General features: G+C 29.3%; 13 protein-coding genes. 8 read left to right on the forward strand and 5 right to left on the reverse strand.

What is annotated here, in order from left to right; all coding sequences use genetic code 11:
• Positions 1 to 97 precede the first annotated feature (97 nt).
• The 3 genes from Q0762_RS03790 to Q0762_RS03800 all read right to left on the reverse strand — a co-directional run bounded on the left by Q0762_RS03790 (position 98) and on the right by Q0762_RS03800 (position 2,789).
• Positions 98 to 889 (reverse strand): tellurium resistance protein TerC, encoded by a 792-nt coding sequence (locus tag Q0762_RS03790; protein WP_298763756.1) that lies wholly within the window; start codon positions 887 to 889, stop codon positions 98 to 100.
• A gap of 92 nt (positions 890 to 981) precedes the next feature.
• Complete coding sequence (locus Q0762_RS03795) at positions 982 to 1,746, reverse strand: sulfite exporter TauE/SafE family protein (RefSeq protein ID WP_298763759.1); 765 nt, start codon at positions 1,744 to 1,746, stop codon at positions 982 to 984.
• Between the two features lie 77 nt (positions 1,747 to 1,823).
• Positions 1,824 to 2,789: a hypothetical protein gene (locus Q0762_RS03800; protein ID WP_298763761.1), complete on the reverse strand. Its 966-nt coding sequence runs from the start codon at positions 2,787 to 2,789 to the stop codon at positions 1,824 to 1,826.
• A gap of 146 nt (positions 2,790 to 2,935) precedes the next feature.
• Here Q0762_RS03800 and acs point away from each other — a divergent pair, with 146 nt between their 5' ends.
• From acs to Q0762_RS03815, 3 genes are all read left to right on the forward strand, one after another.
• On the forward strand, positions 2,936 to 4,843 hold the full coding sequence (gene acs / locus Q0762_RS03805; RefSeq protein WP_298763763.1) for an acetate--CoA ligase: 1,908 nt from the start codon (positions 2,936 to 2,938) through the stop codon (positions 4,841 to 4,843).
• 621 nt (positions 4,844 to 5,464) lie between these two features.
• The gene (locus Q0762_RS03810) at positions 5,465 to 7,231 is read left to right on the forward strand and encodes an ABC transporter ATP-binding protein (RefSeq protein ID WP_298763765.1); all 1,767 of its coding nucleotides are present in this window, start codon (positions 5,465 to 5,467) and stop codon (positions 7,229 to 7,231) included.
• A 447-nt stretch (positions 7,232 to 7,678) separates the two neighbouring features.
• The gene (locus tag Q0762_RS03815) at positions 7,679 to 8,446 is read left to right on the forward strand and encodes a DUF6503 family protein (protein WP_298763766.1); all 768 of its coding nucleotides are present in this window, start codon (positions 7,679 to 7,681) and stop codon (positions 8,444 to 8,446) included.
• Positions 8,447 to 8,514: 68 nt separating this feature from the next.
• On the opposite strand, the gene Q0762_RS03820 is transcribed toward Q0762_RS03815, so the two are convergent.
• Complete coding sequence (locus tag Q0762_RS03820) at positions 8,515 to 9,057, reverse strand: NUDIX domain-containing protein (protein ID WP_298763768.1); 543 nt, start codon at positions 9,055 to 9,057, stop codon at positions 8,515 to 8,517.
• Positions 9,058 to 9,119: 62 nt separating this feature from the next.
• Positions 9,120 to 10,208, reverse strand: a complete 1,089-nt coding sequence (locus Q0762_RS03825) for a M42 family metallopeptidase (RefSeq protein WP_298763770.1) — start codon at positions 10,206 to 10,208, stop codon at positions 9,120 to 9,122.
• 147 nt (positions 10,209 to 10,355) lie between these two features.
• On the opposite strand from Q0762_RS03825, the gene Q0762_RS03830 reads away from it, so the two are divergent.
• The 5 genes from Q0762_RS03830 (at position 10,356) to Q0762_RS03850 (ending at position 17,297) form a co-directional block, all read left to right on the forward strand.
• Positions 10,356 to 10,772, forward strand: coding sequence for a hypothetical protein (locus tag Q0762_RS03830; protein WP_298763772.1), 417 nt, complete (start codon positions 10,356 to 10,358; stop codon positions 10,770 to 10,772).
• A gap of 11 nt (positions 10,773 to 10,783) precedes the next feature.
• The gene (locus tag Q0762_RS03835; RefSeq protein WP_298763775.1) at positions 10,784 to 11,671 is read left to right on the forward strand and encodes an ABC transporter ATP-binding protein; all 888 of its coding nucleotides are present in this window, start codon (positions 10,784 to 10,786) and stop codon (positions 11,669 to 11,671) included.
• Positions 11,672 to 11,744: 73 nt separating this feature from the next.
• On the forward strand, positions 11,745 to 15,395 hold the full coding sequence (locus Q0762_RS03840; RefSeq protein ID WP_298763777.1) for a M1 family aminopeptidase: 3,651 nt from the start codon (positions 11,745 to 11,747) through the stop codon (positions 15,393 to 15,395).
• 266 nt (positions 15,396 to 15,661) lie between these two features.
• Positions 15,662 to 16,747 (forward strand): esterase-like activity of phytase family protein, encoded by a 1,086-nt coding sequence (locus Q0762_RS03845; protein WP_298763779.1) that lies wholly within the window; start codon positions 15,662 to 15,664, stop codon positions 16,745 to 16,747.
• Positions 16,748 to 16,784: 37 nt separating this feature from the next.
• Positions 16,785 to 17,297, forward strand: coding sequence for a hypothetical protein (locus Q0762_RS03850; protein ID WP_298763781.1), 513 nt, complete (start codon positions 16,785 to 16,787; stop codon positions 17,295 to 17,297).
• The last annotated feature ends 44 nt before the right edge of the window (positions 17,298 to 17,341 follow it).

The raw sequence follows: 17,341 nt of genomic DNA on the forward strand, positions 1-17,341 counted from the left end.
TTAGTAATTATTATAAAAAGTTAAACAAAACTTAAAAAACTCATAAAAAAGGAGCTATAGTAAAACTATAACTCTTTATATTTAAGTTGATAAGAAATTATTTTTTAGCCAATAAATTCTTTTGATATTTTCCTTGCACAACATCAACAATAACTAAAATAGCAATTACAAAATAGAACGTTGTTTTGCTCATAGGTACAATTTCTTCTCCAAATATTTTAATGTGCGCTAAATGGCCACCTTCTGTAACCAGCATAATACCAACAATAAAAAGTATAAACAAACCTAAAACTTCATACATTCTGTTTTTAGCAAGAAAAACAGAAACTCTATCTGCCAAAAACAACATTAAAAGTCCGCTAGCAATTATGGCAATAGCCATAATTATAAAGGCAGTTGTGCTATTTTCTATTTCGCTAGTTAAGCCAATTGCTGCTAAAATGGAATCAAAAGAAAAAACTAAATTCATAATAACAATACTTACAATTGCAGCATTTGCTGTTTTTTTTCCTCGTGTGTCAACCATTTCAGAGTTTTCTAAATTGGGTGTAGCAATCATATGCCAAATTTCTTTTATAGCTGTATAAATAATAAAACCACCACCAAAAAGTACGATAATACTATGGCCATTAAAAGCAAATTTTATAACATCTTTTATGCCACCCGTTAAAAAGGCAAATGGCTCTTGAAAATAATCTATAATAGAAACCAATAAAAACAACAATACAATTCTTAAAACAATGGCTACTAAAATTCCTACTTTTCTTACTCGTTTTTGCTCTGTTTCTGGTGCTTTCTTAGATTCTAAAGAGATGTATAATAAATTATCAAACCCTAAAACGGCTTGTAACATTACTAACATTAATAAGGTAAATATGTTTTCTAACATTTTATATTTTTTTAGTTGAAGTTTTCAAAGGTATTTTTAAAGAATGTATTTTGCAATTTTTATTTTATATAGTTTTAAGGTTATCTTTTTAGTTATAATAAATATTTCCATAAAATTCTTAGACTTACAAAAGCTATTAAAACTGCCGTTGCTTTTTTAAGTTGAATGGGCGTAAAAAAATTAGTACTAAATCTACTACCTATTTGTCCGCCAATAAAAACAGTTATTAATAAAACTCCGGTTAAACTCCAATCTACATAAAAGTTTATGTTCGCGTATTGCCCAATTAAACCAGCAATAGAATTCACTAAAATAAAAACACTGGCAGTGGCTGCAATTTTTTTGGGCGTATTCCATTTTGTAAAGTGTAAAAGAGGTGCTAAAAATACGCCTCCACCAATGCCAACCATTCCAGAAATAAAACCAATAAATCCGCCAAAACCACTATTTACAATTTTGTTTTGGTTTATGGTGTTATTAGGTTTTGTACTATTTTTTTTAGAAAACCACATGGTTAATGCAGCAAAAAGTAAGGTAAAGCCCAATAAAATGAAAAAGAAATTTTGACTAATTAATAATTTTCCACCTAAAAAAGAAAAAGGGATGCTAAAGAAAACTAACGGAATTATTTTTTTCCATTCAATCTCTTTTTGTCTATGAAATAAAAAAACATTTCCAGAAACCACTACAATATTACACAATAAAGAAGTTGCTCTAATTTGTGTAAAAGCAATTCCTGTTAAAGCTAAAATTGCTAAATAACTAGAACCACCGCCAAAACCCACAGCAGCATATAAAATAGCAATAAAAAAAAAGGAAACTATAATTGGCCAAAATTGAAGAAAAACTTCAAACATATATCGATTTTTGGTAAAACTAATTTACAAAGCTTAATGGCAATATATTAGTAAATAATTAAAATTTGTTAATTGTTTTAGTCAGCTATAGCTTTAATATTTTTTACAATAAAAACGTAATCTTGATAGTCTCCATTTTTAGCTTCCTCAAAACAGACCAAGTATTCGTTTGCTATTTTATTTCCCGTTTTGTCTTTAACTTCATAAATTCTAACTGCATGAGCCGCCTTTTTTTTATGGTAGCGTTTGTTATATTTGTCTTGAGAATATGCTGTATGTGACGGACTAGTGGTATAAAAACCAAATTTACTTTGTTCGGGATTAAAACTAGTTTTACCCACTAAAAGTTTAGGGTGTAACGTTTGATGTTCTGGGTAATTTTTAGAACCTGCTAAAATACCAACTTCGTGTTTTTTTACAACATCATTATCTCTAGTATAATAACCAAAAGGGAGTTTAAAAGCAGGACTGTATCTAGCTATAGGTACCATTTTTACAGCTTTATTACCTGCTTTTACAAATAATGTTTGTGACAGTTCATCACCCTGTAACTTAGGGTTTGTAGTGTTAGATAAACCAGACCAGCCTAAATTAATATTATAATCCAGCAATTGAACAATATCGTACAAAGGTGGTTCATTTTTTCCTTCTAAAGCTTTGGTGCTTAATCCTCTTAATTTATATACTATTTCTTTTTGATTTTTAAAATTTAAAATAAGAGAGTCTTTAACTGCACCAATAAAATTTTGTTGGGGTTGAAAATTAATTGTGAGTATGATAGATTTTTTTTCACCAGTTGGAATCAATTTTATTTTCCAAAAATCTTTGTGAGTTCCTTTTACCTCAGATGAAATAAGTGCCACCTCTTTTTTGTTGGATGTAAAAAAAATGGTGTCTGTTTTACTAGTATTTCCCTTAATTGCAGAAAGTAAAATTGTTTTACTAGTTGCAGATTGAAATATCTTTTGATAAGATTTACACGAAAACAAAAAAGTAAACCCCAGAAAAACCAAAGTAGAAAGAGATAATTTAAAACGTTTCATAAGAAATATTGATGTTGTAATAAATAAAGATTCGTTTAGTAAAATTGAAAAAAAAAAAGACAAACTTTAAAGATTAAACAATAAATTTTATCTTGCTGATAAATTTACTTTTTTCCATTAACTATTATTACGCAATTAACTAAAAAATGAGCAATTATCACATAAAACATATAGAAGAATATTATAAAGTATATCGAAAATCTGTAAGAGAACCAGAAAATTTTTGGGAAGAAATAGCAGAAGAACATTTTTTATGGCGTAAAAAATGGGACAACGTTTTAGATTGGGATTTTGCTAAACCTCAAGTAAAATGGTTTGAAGGTGCAAAATTAAACATAACAGAAAATTGTATAGACAGGCATTTAACCACAAGAGGAGATAAAACCGCCATTTTATTTGAACCAAATAATCCTAAAGAAGCGGCAGAACACATTACCTACAAACAATTGCACACAAGAGTAAATCAGTTTGCCAATGTTTTAAAAGAAAACGGAATTAAAAAAGGAGATAGAGTTTGTATTTATGTGCCTATGATTCCAGAATTGGCAATTGCAACATTAGCCTGTGCAAGAATTGGAGCCATTCATTCTGTTGTTTTCGCAGGTTTTTCATCAACAGCATTAGCCACAAGAATAAACGATTGTGATTGTAAAATGGTTATTACTTCAGATGGTTCTTTTAGAGGAGCAAAAACAATCGATTTAAAAGGAATTGTAGATGAAGCTTTAGAAAATTGTTCTGGAGTAGAAACAGTTTTAGTTGCAAAAAGAATCAATACTAATATAACAATGAAACCTGGCAGAGACAAATGGTTACAACCTTTGTTAAACAATGCATCAAAAGAATGTGTGGCAGAAATAATGGATGCAGAAGCCCCATTATTTATATTATATACTTCTGGTTCTACAGGCAAACCAAAAGGTATGGTGCACACCACAGCAGGTTATATGGTATATACAGCATACACTTTTAAAAACGCATTTCAATATAGAGAAAACGATGTCTATTGGTGCACAGCAGATATTGGTTGGATTACTGGGCATTCTTACATTGTCTATGGACCTTTAGCAAACGGGGCAACAACCGTTTTATTTGAAGGAGTACCAAGTTACCCAGATTTTGGTAGATTTTGGGAAATTATAGAAAAGCACAAAGTAAATCAATTTTACACAGCACCAACAGCCATTAGAGCTTTGGCAAAACACGGCTCCACACTTGTAGATAAATACAATTTAACTTCTTTAAAAGTACTAGGTTCCGTTGGAGAACCTATAAACGAAGAAGCTTGGCATTGGTATAATGATAATATTGGTAAAAACAAAAGCCCAATTATAGATACTTGGTGGCAAACAGAAACTGGCGGAATGATGATTACACCAATTCCTTACGTAACTGCCACAAAACCAACCTATGCAACACTGCCATTTATTGGTGTACAACCTTGTTTAATGGACGAAAACGGACAAGAACTAAAAGGCAATCAAGTAGAAGGTAGGTTGTGCATAAAACACCCTTGGCCAAGTATTGCAAGAACCATTTGGGGAAATCACGAGCGTTATAAAGAAACCTATTTTTCCGCTTATAAAAACATGTATTTTACAGGCGATGGCGCGTTAAGAGATGAAGTTGGTTATTACAGAATTACAGGTAGAGTAGATGATGTAATTATTGTTTCTGGCCACAATTTAGGAACTGCACCAATAGAAGACGCCATAAATGAGCATCCTGCAGTTGCAGAATCTGCCATTGTAGGTTTTCCTCATGATATAAAAGGAAGTGCTTTGTATGGTTATGTAATTTTAAAAGACACCGGAGAAAGCAGAAATCACGATAATTTGCGCAAAGAAATCAACCAAATAATCACAGAACATATTGGTCCAATTGCAAAATTAGATAAAATTCAGTTTTCAGAAGGCTTGCCAAAAACACGTTCAGGAAAAATTATGAGACGTATTTTACGTAAAATAGCGTGTAATCAAATGGATAATTTAGGCGATACCAGCACACTTTTAAATCCAGAAGTTGTGCACAGTATTATAGATAAAAGATTATAAATTTTAAAAAGAAAACAAACCTCAAAGAATATAATTTATTTTCTGAGGTTTTTTTAGAAGCTATTTCCCGCTTTTCGTTGCAATCTTTTTTTATGCTATTTTGTAAAAGTCATTGCGAGTTTACGAAGCAATCTTTCTATTTAAAGCAGATTACTTCAATCGTCCCTCATTCGTAATGACACTTCTAAAAAATAAAAAAAAAGGATTTACACTGCAATCGGGGCTAAGTCCGTTTGCAAGCTTTTATCAATTTATTATTGTTTTGGTTTTATTAAAAACGTTTTTTTTTTTTGAGATTTGGTTCAACTCATAATTTAAAATATTCACAAAAAAATATCAAATGAAGAAATTAATGACAATTTATCAAGAGAATTCAAAATTGTATAAAACCCTATCAATTTTTGGCTTGTATATTGGAGCCATAGTAATGTTTTATTTATTGATTAGAGGAAAGGTTTCATAAAGAGTTTTATATCTTCCTAAAAAATATTAAATATTACCAATAAAATGTACTTTTCAGACCTCATAGGTTTTTAAAACCTGTGAGGTCTTTTATTTTATCTTAACTTTGTAATTATGTCGGTATTCATTCAATGGCATATAAATTGACAAATACAATTCATGCAACACTTAAAAGAATCTAAAAAAAGTAAAACCAAACCCAAAGTAACCTTAAAACAAGCGTTTAAAACCATTATTTGGCCAAGGCGAAATTTGGTATTTATTGGTTTAATTTTAATAATTATTAGAAGTTTATCGGGTTTTGTATTGCCATTACAAAGTAAAGTTTTGTTAGATGAGGTTGTGCCTAACAAAGATTTTAACCAATTGTATCTTGTAATTGGTGTAGTAATTGCTGCCATTTTGGTGCAAGCAATTACATCATTTTTACTTACAAAAATATTAAGTATTCAAGCACAATATTTAATATCAGAATTAAGAGCACAAGTACAAAAAAAGGTACTTACTTTACCCATTAGTTTTTTTGATAATACAAAATCTGGTGCTTTAGTTTCTAGAATAATGACAGATGTAGAAGGCGTAAGAAATTTAATTGGTACAGGTTTGGTACAACTTATTGGCGGTTCTTTTACTGCAATTTTAACCTTAGTAATTCTCTTAAAAATGAATGTGTGGATGACCGTTTTTACCTTCGTTCCATTATCTATATTTGGTTTAATTGCGTTAAAATCTTTCAAATACATTCGCCCAATTTTTAGAGCAAGAGGTAAAATAAATGCAGAAGTAAAAGGACGTTTAACAGAAACTTTAGGCGGCATTAGAGTTATAAAAGCCTTTAATGCAGAAGCTCAAGAAACAGAAATTTTTGAAAAAGGCGTTGCAGAAATTTTTGTAAACGTTAAAAAAAGTATGACAGCCACTGCAATCATGACCAGTTCTTCTACGTTTTTAATTGGTTTGGCAACTACAGGAGTAATGGGAATTGGCGGTTATTTTATGATGCAAGGAACCTTAACCTTTGGAGATTTTGTACAGTTTACCTTTTTACTAGCCTTTATGGTGGCACCAATTGTACAAATGAGTAATATTGGGAGTCAGCTTACAGAAGCTTTGGCTGGTTTAGACAGAACAGAAGAATTAATGAATTTACCAGCAGAAGAAGACGATAAAGACAGAACAATAGAACTAGAAAACATAAAAGGAACGCTAAGTTTTAAAAATGTGTCTTTTGCCTATGATGAAGGAAAGGAAGTATTACACAATATTAATTTTAACGTTCCTGCAGGTTCTGTAACAGCTTTAGTAGGCAGTTCTGGTTCAGGTAAATCTACCATTGCAGGTTTATCTGCTACTTTTTTAAACCCAAAATCTGGCACAGTTACTATAGACAATCGTAATTTATCAAAAGTAAAATTAAATAGCTTTAGAAAACATTTGGGTGTAGTTTTACAAGACGAATTTTTATTTGAAGGAACCATAAGAGAAAATATTTTATTTCCAAGACCAAACGCAACAGAAAAAGAATTGCAAAATGCTGTAAACGCGGCATATGTAAATGAATTTACAGATCGTTTTGAAAATGGTTTAGATACGTTAATAGGAGAAAGAGGTGTAAAGTTATCTGGCGGACAAAGACAACGTTTGGCAATTGCTAGAGCCATTTTAGCAAATCCAAAAATTATTATTTTAGATGAAGCCACTTCTAGTTTAGATACAGAAAGTGAAGCGTTAATACAAAAAAGTTTATCAGAATTAATTAAAGATAGAACTACCATTGTAATTGCGCACAGATTAAGTACTATTAAAAAAGCAGCTCAAATTTTAGTTATAGAAGCAGGTAAAATTGCAGAAAGAGGCACACACGAAGAGCTAATTGCAAAACAAGGCAGGTATTACGATTTGTACACCTATCAATCTAAGATTTAGTGAAACTCAATTTTTAAAAGTTGCGAAGCAACGCATTAAAAATTGCAAGTTGAACAAATCCCGCCTTTCAGCGGGATCTTAATGTGGAGTTATCAAAATTAATTTGCACTTTTTCTACGTGGTTTTTGCAAAGCAACGCATTAAAAATTGCAAGTTGAACAAATCCCGCTTTTTAGCGGGATTTTAATGTGGAGTTTTCAAAATTAATTTGAACATTTTTCAATGTGATTTTTGCAAAGCAACGCATTAAAAATTGCAAGTTGAACAAATCTTGATGATTGGTTTGTTCTTTAAATTTAGATTTTAAAATTATAAATAAAAGGAACTAACACCGTTTTAGATTGTGAAATATCAGCAAAAAACGATTTAAATAAATATTTATCTATTTTTGTAAGCATTTCATTTTAAAATAGACTCTACGCAAATCAACTTAAAACAAATTCAAACATGAAAAATTACATTTTTATATGCTTAGCAGCAATCTCAATATTATCTTGTAAAAATGAAACCAAAAAAGGTACGGATAAAATCACAAAACAAGAAGTTGTTTCAGAAAATTTTCCGTCAGAATTGGGTAAAGTATTTGGAGCTCATGGAGGTATTAATGTTTGGAGAAAAGCAAGAATTTTATCTTTTAATATAATGGACGAAGTACATACCACAGATTTATATTCTAGAAAAATTGTAGTAAATCATAAAGATTATTCTTTAGGTTTTAACGGAGAAACAGTTTGGTTAAAAGAAGCTAAAGAAGGAAATTTTAAAAGTAATAAAGACTTTTATTACAACCTGTCTTTCTATTTTTATGCCATGCCTTTTGTTTTGGCAGATGATGGAATTACCTATACAAAAGTACCAGATTTAAAATTTGAAGGCAATCTATTTCCTGGTTATAAAATTTCTTATGCTTCAGATAAAGGAACTTCTCCAGAAGACAATTATATTATTTACTACAACCCAGAAACCTATCAAATGGAGTGGTTGGCTTATACAGTAACATTCAATTCTAAAAAACCAAGTGAGAAATACAATCTAATTCGTTATAATTCTTGGGAAAATTCTACAGGTTTGCTATTGCCAAAGTCTATTGCTTGGTATAATAAAGATGATAGTGGAAACCCAACAGAACAAGCAAGACCTTCTACTCAATTTACATTGCCACTGGTTAGTCAAGAAAAATTAGCAGATTCGTTTTTTGAGAAACCTATGAAATAAGTTGGCAGTTTTTCAGTAGCAGTAAAACCGTTGGTTGGCTTGTTGTATTTATAATAAAAACATTACTTTTATTTTATGTATTCAATAATCTTATCATAAACAGAAACATAATAACTATGAAACCTCGAAAGCAAAACGTTTTCGAGGTTTTTTGTGTTTTTAAGAATGTCTAAATTAAACAATTTAATGTCTGCAACTTCTTCTTCCTGGATTTTTAATTCAGATACAGGTTTTTTAAGTTCTGCAATAAACACATGATGATGTTCATTATCTTGAATACCATTTGCATGCGTAACTTGATGAATTCTTGTGCCAATTTTAATCAACTCTTTTTCATGCAATTCTAAACCAATTTCCTCTAAAACCTCTCTTTTTGCAGATGCTAAAATGGTTTCTCCAGCACCAATGTGTCCAGCTACAGAAATATCCCACAAACCAGGAAATACTTTCTTTGTTAATGCTCTTTTTTGAAGTAGTATTTTTTTATCAGCAGTAAACAACCAAATATGTACAGTGGCATGAAACCAACCGTTTTTATGCGCTTCAGATTTTAAAGCAGTTTTTCCTGTTGGTTTTCCTTCTGGCGTTAAAATGTCTATAAGTTCGTCCATTTTTAAAAATTATGAATTACGAATTTGTAATTAAAAATTCGTAATTCATAATTAAAGTATTTTTATTCAAAATAAGAAAACGTTTCTCCGTATTTAATATTTAACAAAGTTTCGTAAATCATTTTAATCACATTTTCAACATCTTCTCTATGTACCATTTCTACAGTTGTGTGCATGTAACGTAAAGGCAAAGAAATTAATGCAGAAGCCACACCACCATTGCTATACGCAAAAGCATCTGTATCTGTTCCTGTAGCTCTAGAAAGGGCAGAACGCTGAAAAGGAATTTCTTTAGCTGCTGCAGTTTCTGTAATTAAATCGCGTAATTTTTGTTGAACAGCTGGTGCATAAGCCACAACAGGACCTTTGCCAATTTCTAAAAGCCCCGCTTTTTTAGGTTCAATCATTGGCGTAGTTGTATCATGCGTTACGTCTGTTACAATGGCTACATTTGGTTTTATTGTTTGTGTAATCATCTCTGCACCACGCAAACCAATTTCTTCTTGCACAGCATTGGTAATGTATAAACCAAATGGCAATTCTTTTTTGTTTTCTTTTAATAAACGTGCAACTTCAGCAATCATAAAACCACCCATTCTATTGTCTAAAGCTCTGCAAACAAATTTGTCTCCATTTAAAATATGAAATTCATCTGGATAAGTAATTACACAACCAACATGTACACCTAAAGCTTCTACTTCTTCTTTGGTAGCACAACCTGTATCTATAAAAATATTGTCTGGTTTTGGAGCCTCTTCATTGGCTTTATTTCTGGTGTGTATTGCTGGCCAACCAAAAACACCTTTAACAATACCGTTTTTAGTATGAATATTTACAATTTTACTAGGTGCTATTTGATGATCTGAACCACCGTTTCTTATTACATAAATTAACCCATTGTCTGAGATGTAATTTACATACCAAGAAATTTCATCTGCATGCCCTTCTATAACTACTTTGTATTTTGCATCTGGATTAATAATACCAACCGCAGAACCATAAGTGTCTGTAATAAAAGTATCTACATAAGGTTTTAGATAGTCCATCCAAATTTTTTGACCTTCCCATTCATAACCTGTTGGTGCTGCATTATTTAAGTATTTCTCTAAAAAGTCTAAAGATTTTTTATTTAATATTGATTTTTCTGCCATTATTGTATTGTTTTCTAGAATTTCTATTTTTTTAAGTAGGGTAAAAATAAAACGTTTTTTTAGCAATTGCATTAAAATTGTCATAAAAAATGTAACAAAAACCATTAGCAGAATACTTATAAATCAGTTATATTTAATTTTTAAAAAATGATGCAAAATTCAAAATTATTCTTGGTGTTTATAATGCTATTTTTGGCGAGTTGTAATTTACAAGAAGCTCCTAAAAATATAGCACCTTCACCAAATTTTAAAATTGGTAAAAACGGTTTTGAGAAAAAATTACAAACCATTTTTGATTTTGAAAAACTTTCTGTAGGTACTACTGTAACCAGAAATTTAGGTATTTCTAAAACCGGTTTAAATTTAACTTTTAAAGTAATAGACTTAAAGTTGATGTCTGATGAAAGAATTTACAAACATAGTGAAGTTATTAAGTTTGAAACCAAACAGAATTTGCTAAAATTAAACACGTACGATTTTTTAACTATTATTTTTAAAGAAGAAATAAAAGAGGGAGATTTTACAAAATCATCAACTATAAAAATTAAAAAGCAACTAAACTAAACCCAATTGTTATGAAATTAGTAATAAAAAATTTAACAAAGACCTATAAAAACGGAGTTAAAGCAATAGATAATTTAAGTTTAGAAATTGGTACAGGTATGTTTGGTTTGTTAGGGCCAAATGGTGCTGGTAAATCTTCTTTAATGCGAACTATAGCCACTTTACAAAGTCCAGATTCTGGTAGCATAAAATTTGGAGATATAGATGTTTTAAAAGACAACATGTCGCTTAGAAAAGTATTGGGTTATTTGCCACAATCTTTTGGTGTTTATCCTAAAATGTCTGCAGAAGATTTGTTAGATTATTTTGCTACTTTAAAGGGGATTTCAAATAAAATAGAAAGAGCAACTATTGTAAAAGAAGTTTTAGAAATTACCAATTTATACGATGTAAGACGCAAATATGTTGCAGGCTATTCTGGCGGAATGAAACAACGTTTTGGCATTGCACAATTGCTGTTAAACAACCCAAAGTTAATTATTGTAGATGAACCAACAGCCGGTTTAGATCCTGCTGAAAGGCATAAATTTTTAAATGTTTTAAGAGAAGTAGGTAGCAATTGTACCATTATATTTTCTACACATATTGTAGAAGATGTAAAAGAATTGTGTAATGAAATGGCTGTTTTAAACGGCGGAAAAATACTAAAACACACCACACCACAAAAAGCAACGCAAGAGTTGGAAGGCAAAATTTTTAAAAAAGCAATAGATAAGGAAGATTTAGAGCAACACATGCAATTATATACTGTTTTATCTAGAAGTTTTAATGCAGATAATACCCTAAATATTAGAGTGCATGCACAAGAAAAACCATCAGAAGAATTTGCAGAAGTACAACCACAGTTAGACGATGTATATTTTATTGCTTTAAAACAAGATGAACCTGTTTTGGCTTAAACTTAAAATTTATAGTTTAAGATTTTAGTTTATTCAGTTACACAATTTAACAATTACACAACTCTCCATTTTTATGTTTTCAACAATATTTAAACAAGAATTAAAATATTGGTTTCATAAACCTTTACTTTATATATATGCAAGTATTTTTTTGTTACTTGCCTTTTTTTTAGCAGCGAGTTCAGCGGGTTTGTTTGATAGTATCAATGGCACAACAGGTTCTTCTAGAATTGTAAACTCTCCATTACAGGTTACAGGTACTTTTAATGTACTTACTATTTTTATTTTCTTTTTATTTCCTTCTATTATAGGGGTTTCTATTTATAGAGATTTTAAAAGTGAAATGCATACCATTTTATTTTCTTATCCGTTTACCAAAACCAATTATCTTTTTGCAAAGTTTTTTAGTGGTATTTTGGTAGTATCTTCAATTGTTTTAATGATTGCTATTGGTTTAATTATAGGTTTTAGATTTCCTGGAACAAACCAAGACTTGGTTGGTAATTTTAATTTTGTTACGTATTTACAATCTTACTTGGTATTTATTTTACCCAATGTTTTGTTTTTTGGTGCCGTAGTTTTTGCTGTGGTTACTTTTTCTAGAAGTATTGGTGCAGGTTTTATTACAGTTATTATTTTACTATTTTTTCAAGGGGCAATTGGTGGTATTTTATCAGAACCAGAACAAGCAAATTTATTGGCTATTTTAGATCCTTTTGGTTTTTCTGCTTTAAGTAAATACACTAAATATTGGACCATGTCTGAGCAAAATGAGTTGCAAATTCCTATTAAAGCGTATATTATTTATAATCGTTTGTTTTGGTTGGCAATATCTTCTTTAATATTTGGCTTGGTTTATAAGTATTTTAAATTCAGTCAGAATGCATTAAGTATTTCTTTTAAGAAAACGAAAGGAGAACGTTTTACAAAAACCAATTTTAGTGGTATATCAACTATAAAACTAACCAAGGTTTCTTATAATTTTTCTTTTCTTCAAAACTTAAAAACTACCTGGAGACTTTCTATATTAGAATTTAAATACATTTTTAAAAGTTTACCTTTTATTTGTATTCTTCTTGTTGGCATTTTAATATTATTAATAGCCTTATTTGGTATTGGAGAAATTTTTGGAACCAAAACATTGCCTGTAACATGGCAAATGCTAACAGGTGGTGCAGCTTTTTCATTAATTATAAATTTATGCACGTTTTTATACGCAGGTATGTTAATTCAAAGAGCAAGAACTGCTAAAATGAATCATTTGGTAGATAGTACACCAATACCAAACTGGACATTATTATTGTCTAAGTTTATTGCGCTTATAAAAATGCAATTGGTTTTATTAGCAGTTATTATGGTGGCTGGTATTTTGTTTCAAACCTACAAAGGTTTTTACGATTATGAAATTATGCATTATGTAAAAGAATTATTTGGTTTAAAATTCTTGAATTATCTCGTTTGGGCGTTTTTAGCAATTTTTATTCAAACCTTATTTAAAAATCAATATTTAGGCTTTTTTGTATTGTTAATTCTAACAATTATTATTCCACTTTCTAGTTTAATTGGTGTTGAATTGGCTGTTTTTAAATACAATGAAGGACCAGGTTTTAATTATTCAGACATGAATGGTTATGGCTCTGCATTATCTAGATATTTATGGTATAAATTGTATTGGATTTTAGGTGGCTGTGTTTTATTAATGCTAAGTTTATTATTTTGGGTAAGAGGAATTCCTAATAATTTTGCAGAACGCCTTTCTTTGTTTGGTAAACGTTTTAAATTACCACAACAATTAGCTTTAGGTACTTTATTTATTGCTTTTTTAAGTTTGGGAATTACCATTTATAAAGCTACTAAATCAGACTCTAAAAATTCCTCTTCTAAACAAGCAGAATTAGATGCTGTAAAATGGGAAAAAACATATAAAAAGTTTGAAAAATACAAACAACCAAGAATTGTTGGAGTAGTGGCAAATATGGATATTTTTCCCAAAAAGAGAACTTACAAAGCATCTGCTGTTTTTACAATGGTAAATAAAACAAACCAAGCTATAGACAGTATTTTCTTAAATCATAATTCTTTAAAAAGTACATTTGAGTTTAATAAACCCAATAATTTGGTGTTAGAAGATACCGTTTTTCATTTTGATATTTATCAACTAGAACAAAAATTACAACCTGGAGATTCTATACAATTAGCAATAACATTAAAAAGTAAAAAAAATACTACGTATCAAAGAAAATCGCCAATTAGAGAAAATGGCACCTTTATTAGTAACCGTATTTTTCCTTCTTTGGGTTATTCTTCTGCTGGTGAGTTAAGAGATGACAAAACCAGAGAAAAATACGATTTACCTAAAAATAATTTGCGTCCACACCCAACAGATTCTTCAGCTTTGGGCAATACGTATATCTCTAAAGATTCTGATTGGATAGATTTTGAAGCAACTGTTTCTACTTCTGAAGATCAAATAGCCATTGCACCAGGTTATTTGCAAAAAGAATGGGTAAAAGATGGTCGTAAATATTTCCATTACAAAATGGATAGCAAAATTTTGAACTTTTATGCTTTTAATTCTGCAAGGTACGAAGTGAAAAAAGAACTATGGAATGGCATTAGTTTAGAAATTTATTACCACAAACCACATACGTATAATTTAGATAGAATGATGAAGGGAATGAAAGCTTCCTTAACATACAATGCAGCTAACTTTAGTCCTTATCAATTTAAACAAGCAAGAATTATAGAATTTCCAAGAACAGGAGGAACCTTTGCACAAGCTTTTGCCAATACAATGCCTTTTTCTGAAGGAATTGGTTTTATTGCAGATGTAGATGATAAAGATGAAAACGGAGTAGATTATCCATTTGCAGTAACAGCACATGAAGTAGCACACCAATGGTGGGCACATCAAGTAATTGGTGCAGACGTTTTAGGAGCTACTTTATTATCTGAAAGTATGTCTGAATATGTTTCTTTAAAAGTTTTAGAAAAAAATCAAGGAAAACAAAAAATGAGAACTTTTCTTAAAAAAGCTTTAGATGGTTATTTAATGCAAAGAACTTTTGAAACCAAAAGAGAAAAGCCTCTAATGTATAATGATGGTCAAGGATATATCCATTACCAAAAAGGATCTATGATTTTGTATGCAATGAGCGATTATTTAGGAGAAGAGAAAATGAATAACGCCATTAAAAAATATATAGAAAAGGTAAAATTTCAAGAACCGCCTTACACAACTTCTATAGAATTTGTGAATCATATAAAAGAAGTTACACCAGATTCTCTGCAATATTTAATTAAAGATATGTTTGAAACCATAACTTTATACAAAAATAGAATTGTAGCTGTAGAATCTACAGCGTTAGAAAACGGTAAATATAAAGTAGATATTGAGTTTGAAGTAGCTAAATACAGAAATGATGAAAAAGGAAAAAAGTTCTATGGAGAACAAGTAGGCGATACCTTAAGTTACAAAACAGCAGAAATGAAAAAGCCAATTTTATCTGTGCCTTTAGCAGATTTTATAGATTTAGGTATTTTTACAGAAGAGGAAGTTGATGGTAAAAAGAAAGAAAAACAGTTGTATTTAAAAAAGCATAAAATAACAACAATTTATAATAAAGTTTCTATAATTGTTGATGAAAAACCTACAGAAGTAGGTATAGATCCATACAATAAATTAATAGATACAAAATCTGAAGACAATAGAAGGGCGTTTTAAAAAGTCTTATAAAATCAAAAAAAGCAATTACGAATAACGTAATTGCTTTTTCAGTTCGGGGTAAATTTTTTATATAAATTATATTTTTAAGTTAGGGCTTAAAGTATAATAAAAATTATTTACCATTTTTAGATATTTTTTACACATAATTTGTTAGGGCAAATTATACAGAATAAATAATATCTGCTAGGGGTTAATGTGTAATTGTTAATAATTAACTTCTTACATTGCAAGAATAATAAAAAAAAATTATTTAACAAAGAATTATGATGAAAAAATACATTTTTTTACTTTTTATTATAAAGCTATTAACTTCATGTAAACAAAACAATAAAATAGAAGTTAATTTTTTAGACGAATATGTATTAAAAGATAGTATAACATTTAAAAACACTATTATTGGTGGTTTATCTGGCATAGATATTTTTAAGAATAATTTTTATATAGTTGTAGATGATGCTAAAAATCCTAGATTTTTAAAAGGAAGCATTACAATTGTAGAAGATAAAATAGATACTATTTTATTTAATAATGTGCAGCTATTAAAAGATACGTTAATTCCGTTTTATAAAAATAATTATTTAGATTTAGAATCACTTTTTGTAAACTCAACAACTAGTGAAATCAATTTTTTTAGTGAAGGATCTGTAAATAAAGGCAATAAACCTACTGTTTTTGTAACCGACTTAAATGGGCAATTTAAATATGAATATGAGTTACCAGATTCATTTCAAAAGTTAGATAATATGCACCATAATGCAGTTTTTGAAGGTGCATCAAAAGGCGTTTCTAAAAAAGGGTTTTGGGCTATAATGGAAGCACCTTTAAAAAGCGATGGCGAAAAACCAACATTTACGAAAACACAATCTCCTGTTAGGTTAACTTATTTTGATTATCAAACAAAACAAGCAACCAAACAATTTGCGTATCAACTAGAAAAAATAACAAAACCTGCAAAAGGAAATATAAATTTAAATGGCGCAACAGCCATTTTAGAATATGCAAAAAATAAATTTTTTATTTTAGAAAGAACGTATCAAAATAATTATGGTGCAAATGCTAATATTGTTAGAATTTTTGATGCTGAAATTAACAACACAACTACAGATATTTTAAAAACAAAATCTTTAAAAGAATCGAATTACATTCCTTTAAAAAAACGATTAATCTTTAATTTTGAAGAAGTTAAAGAGCAATTAACAGCTGGTGTTATAGATAATATTGAAGGCATTGCTTTTGGACCAAGATTAACAAATGGCAGGCAGTCTTTAATTTTAGTTTCAGATGATAATTTTCAAGTGTATGGCAAACAATTAAATCAGTTTATTTTAATGGAAATTGTAAAAGAATAATTACTACTTTTATACACGCTAAAAATTAATTCAACTAATGCTTCAAAGATTTAAAGAGAATATTTTAAGAAAAAAATTACTAGAAGTAATAGCTAAAAATAAAAGAGTTGATGGTTTATCAGCAAAAAAAATAAAATCTGTAGGTATTATTTGTTTAGATGAATTTTCTTCAAAATTAAATTTAGCAAAAGAAATTGAACGCATTTTAGAAGTAAAAAATGTGAAAATTTATAGTTTTAAGAAGTTTCATAAAAAAGAAGAAATTTCTAAGATACACTTTACAGAAAAAGATATTAATTTTAATGGACAGTTTACCCAAACAGATTTTAAAAACTTTTTAGAGCAACCTTTAGATTTATTAATTGGTTATTTTTCTAAAAATAACATCTTTTTAGAAAGTGCAATAGTACAGTCTAAAGCAGTTTTTAAGGTTGGGTTTTCTAATGTAAATGAAGACTTATATAATATAGAAATTTCTGAAGATGCCCATAATCTAATTGGTTTTACTACAGAATTGAAAAAATACCTTCAGATACTTAAAAAATTATAAAATTAAACTTTCTTTTTAAAGTTGTTTATTCTTTAATTTTCATG

It is taken from the genome of uncultured Polaribacter sp. (genome assembly GCF_947495205.1).
Taxonomy (GTDB): Bacteria; Bacteroidota; Bacteroidia; order Flavobacteriales; family Flavobacteriaceae; genus Polaribacter.

Excerpts from the sequence above, each read along its gene's own strand:
- Q0762_RS03790 (WP_298763756.1), bottom strand. The coding sequence starts at position 889 with ATGTTAGAAAACATATTTACCTTATTAATGTTAGTAATGTTACAAGCC.
- Q0762_RS03830 (WP_298763772.1), top strand. The coding sequence starts at position 10,356 with ATGATGCAAAATTCAAAATTATTCTTGGTGTTTATAATGCTATTTTTG.
- Q0762_RS03845 (WP_298763779.1), top strand. The coding sequence starts at position 15,662 with ATGATGAAAAAATACATTTTTTTACTTTTTATTATAAAGCTATTAACT.
- Q0762_RS03850 (WP_298763781.1), top strand. The coding sequence starts at position 16,785 with ATGCTTCAAAGATTTAAAGAGAATATTTTAAGAAAAAAATTACTAGAA.
- Q0762_RS03825 (WP_298763770.1), bottom strand. The coding sequence starts at position 10,208 with ATGGCAGAAAAATCAATATTAAATAAAAAATCTTTAGACTTTTTAGAG.
- Q0762_RS03835 (WP_298763775.1), top strand. The coding sequence starts at position 10,784 with ATGAAATTAGTAATAAAAAATTTAACAAAGACCTATAAAAACGGAGTT.
- Q0762_RS03815 (WP_298763766.1), top strand. The coding sequence starts at position 7,679 with ATGAAAAATTACATTTTTATATGCTTAGCAGCAATCTCAATATTATCT.
- Q0762_RS03820 (WP_298763768.1), bottom strand. The coding sequence starts at position 9,057 with ATGGACGAACTTATAGACATTTTAACGCCAGAAGGAAAACCAACAGGA.
- acs (WP_298763763.1), top strand. The coding sequence starts at position 2,936 with ATGAGCAATTATCACATAAAACATATAGAAGAATATTATAAAGTATAT.
- Q0762_RS03800 (WP_298763761.1), bottom strand. The coding sequence starts at position 2,789 with ATGAAACGTTTTAAATTATCTCTTTCTACTTTGGTTTTTCTGGGGTTT.
- Q0762_RS03840 (WP_298763777.1), top strand. The coding sequence starts at position 11,745 with ATGTTTTCAACAATATTTAAACAAGAATTAAAATATTGGTTTCATAAA.
- Q0762_RS03795 (WP_298763759.1), bottom strand. The coding sequence starts at position 1,746 with ATGTTTGAAGTTTTTCTTCAATTTTGGCCAATTATAGTTTCCTTTTTT.
- Q0762_RS03810 (WP_298763765.1), top strand. The coding sequence starts at position 5,465 with ATGCAACACTTAAAAGAATCTAAAAAAAGTAAAACCAAACCCAAAGTA.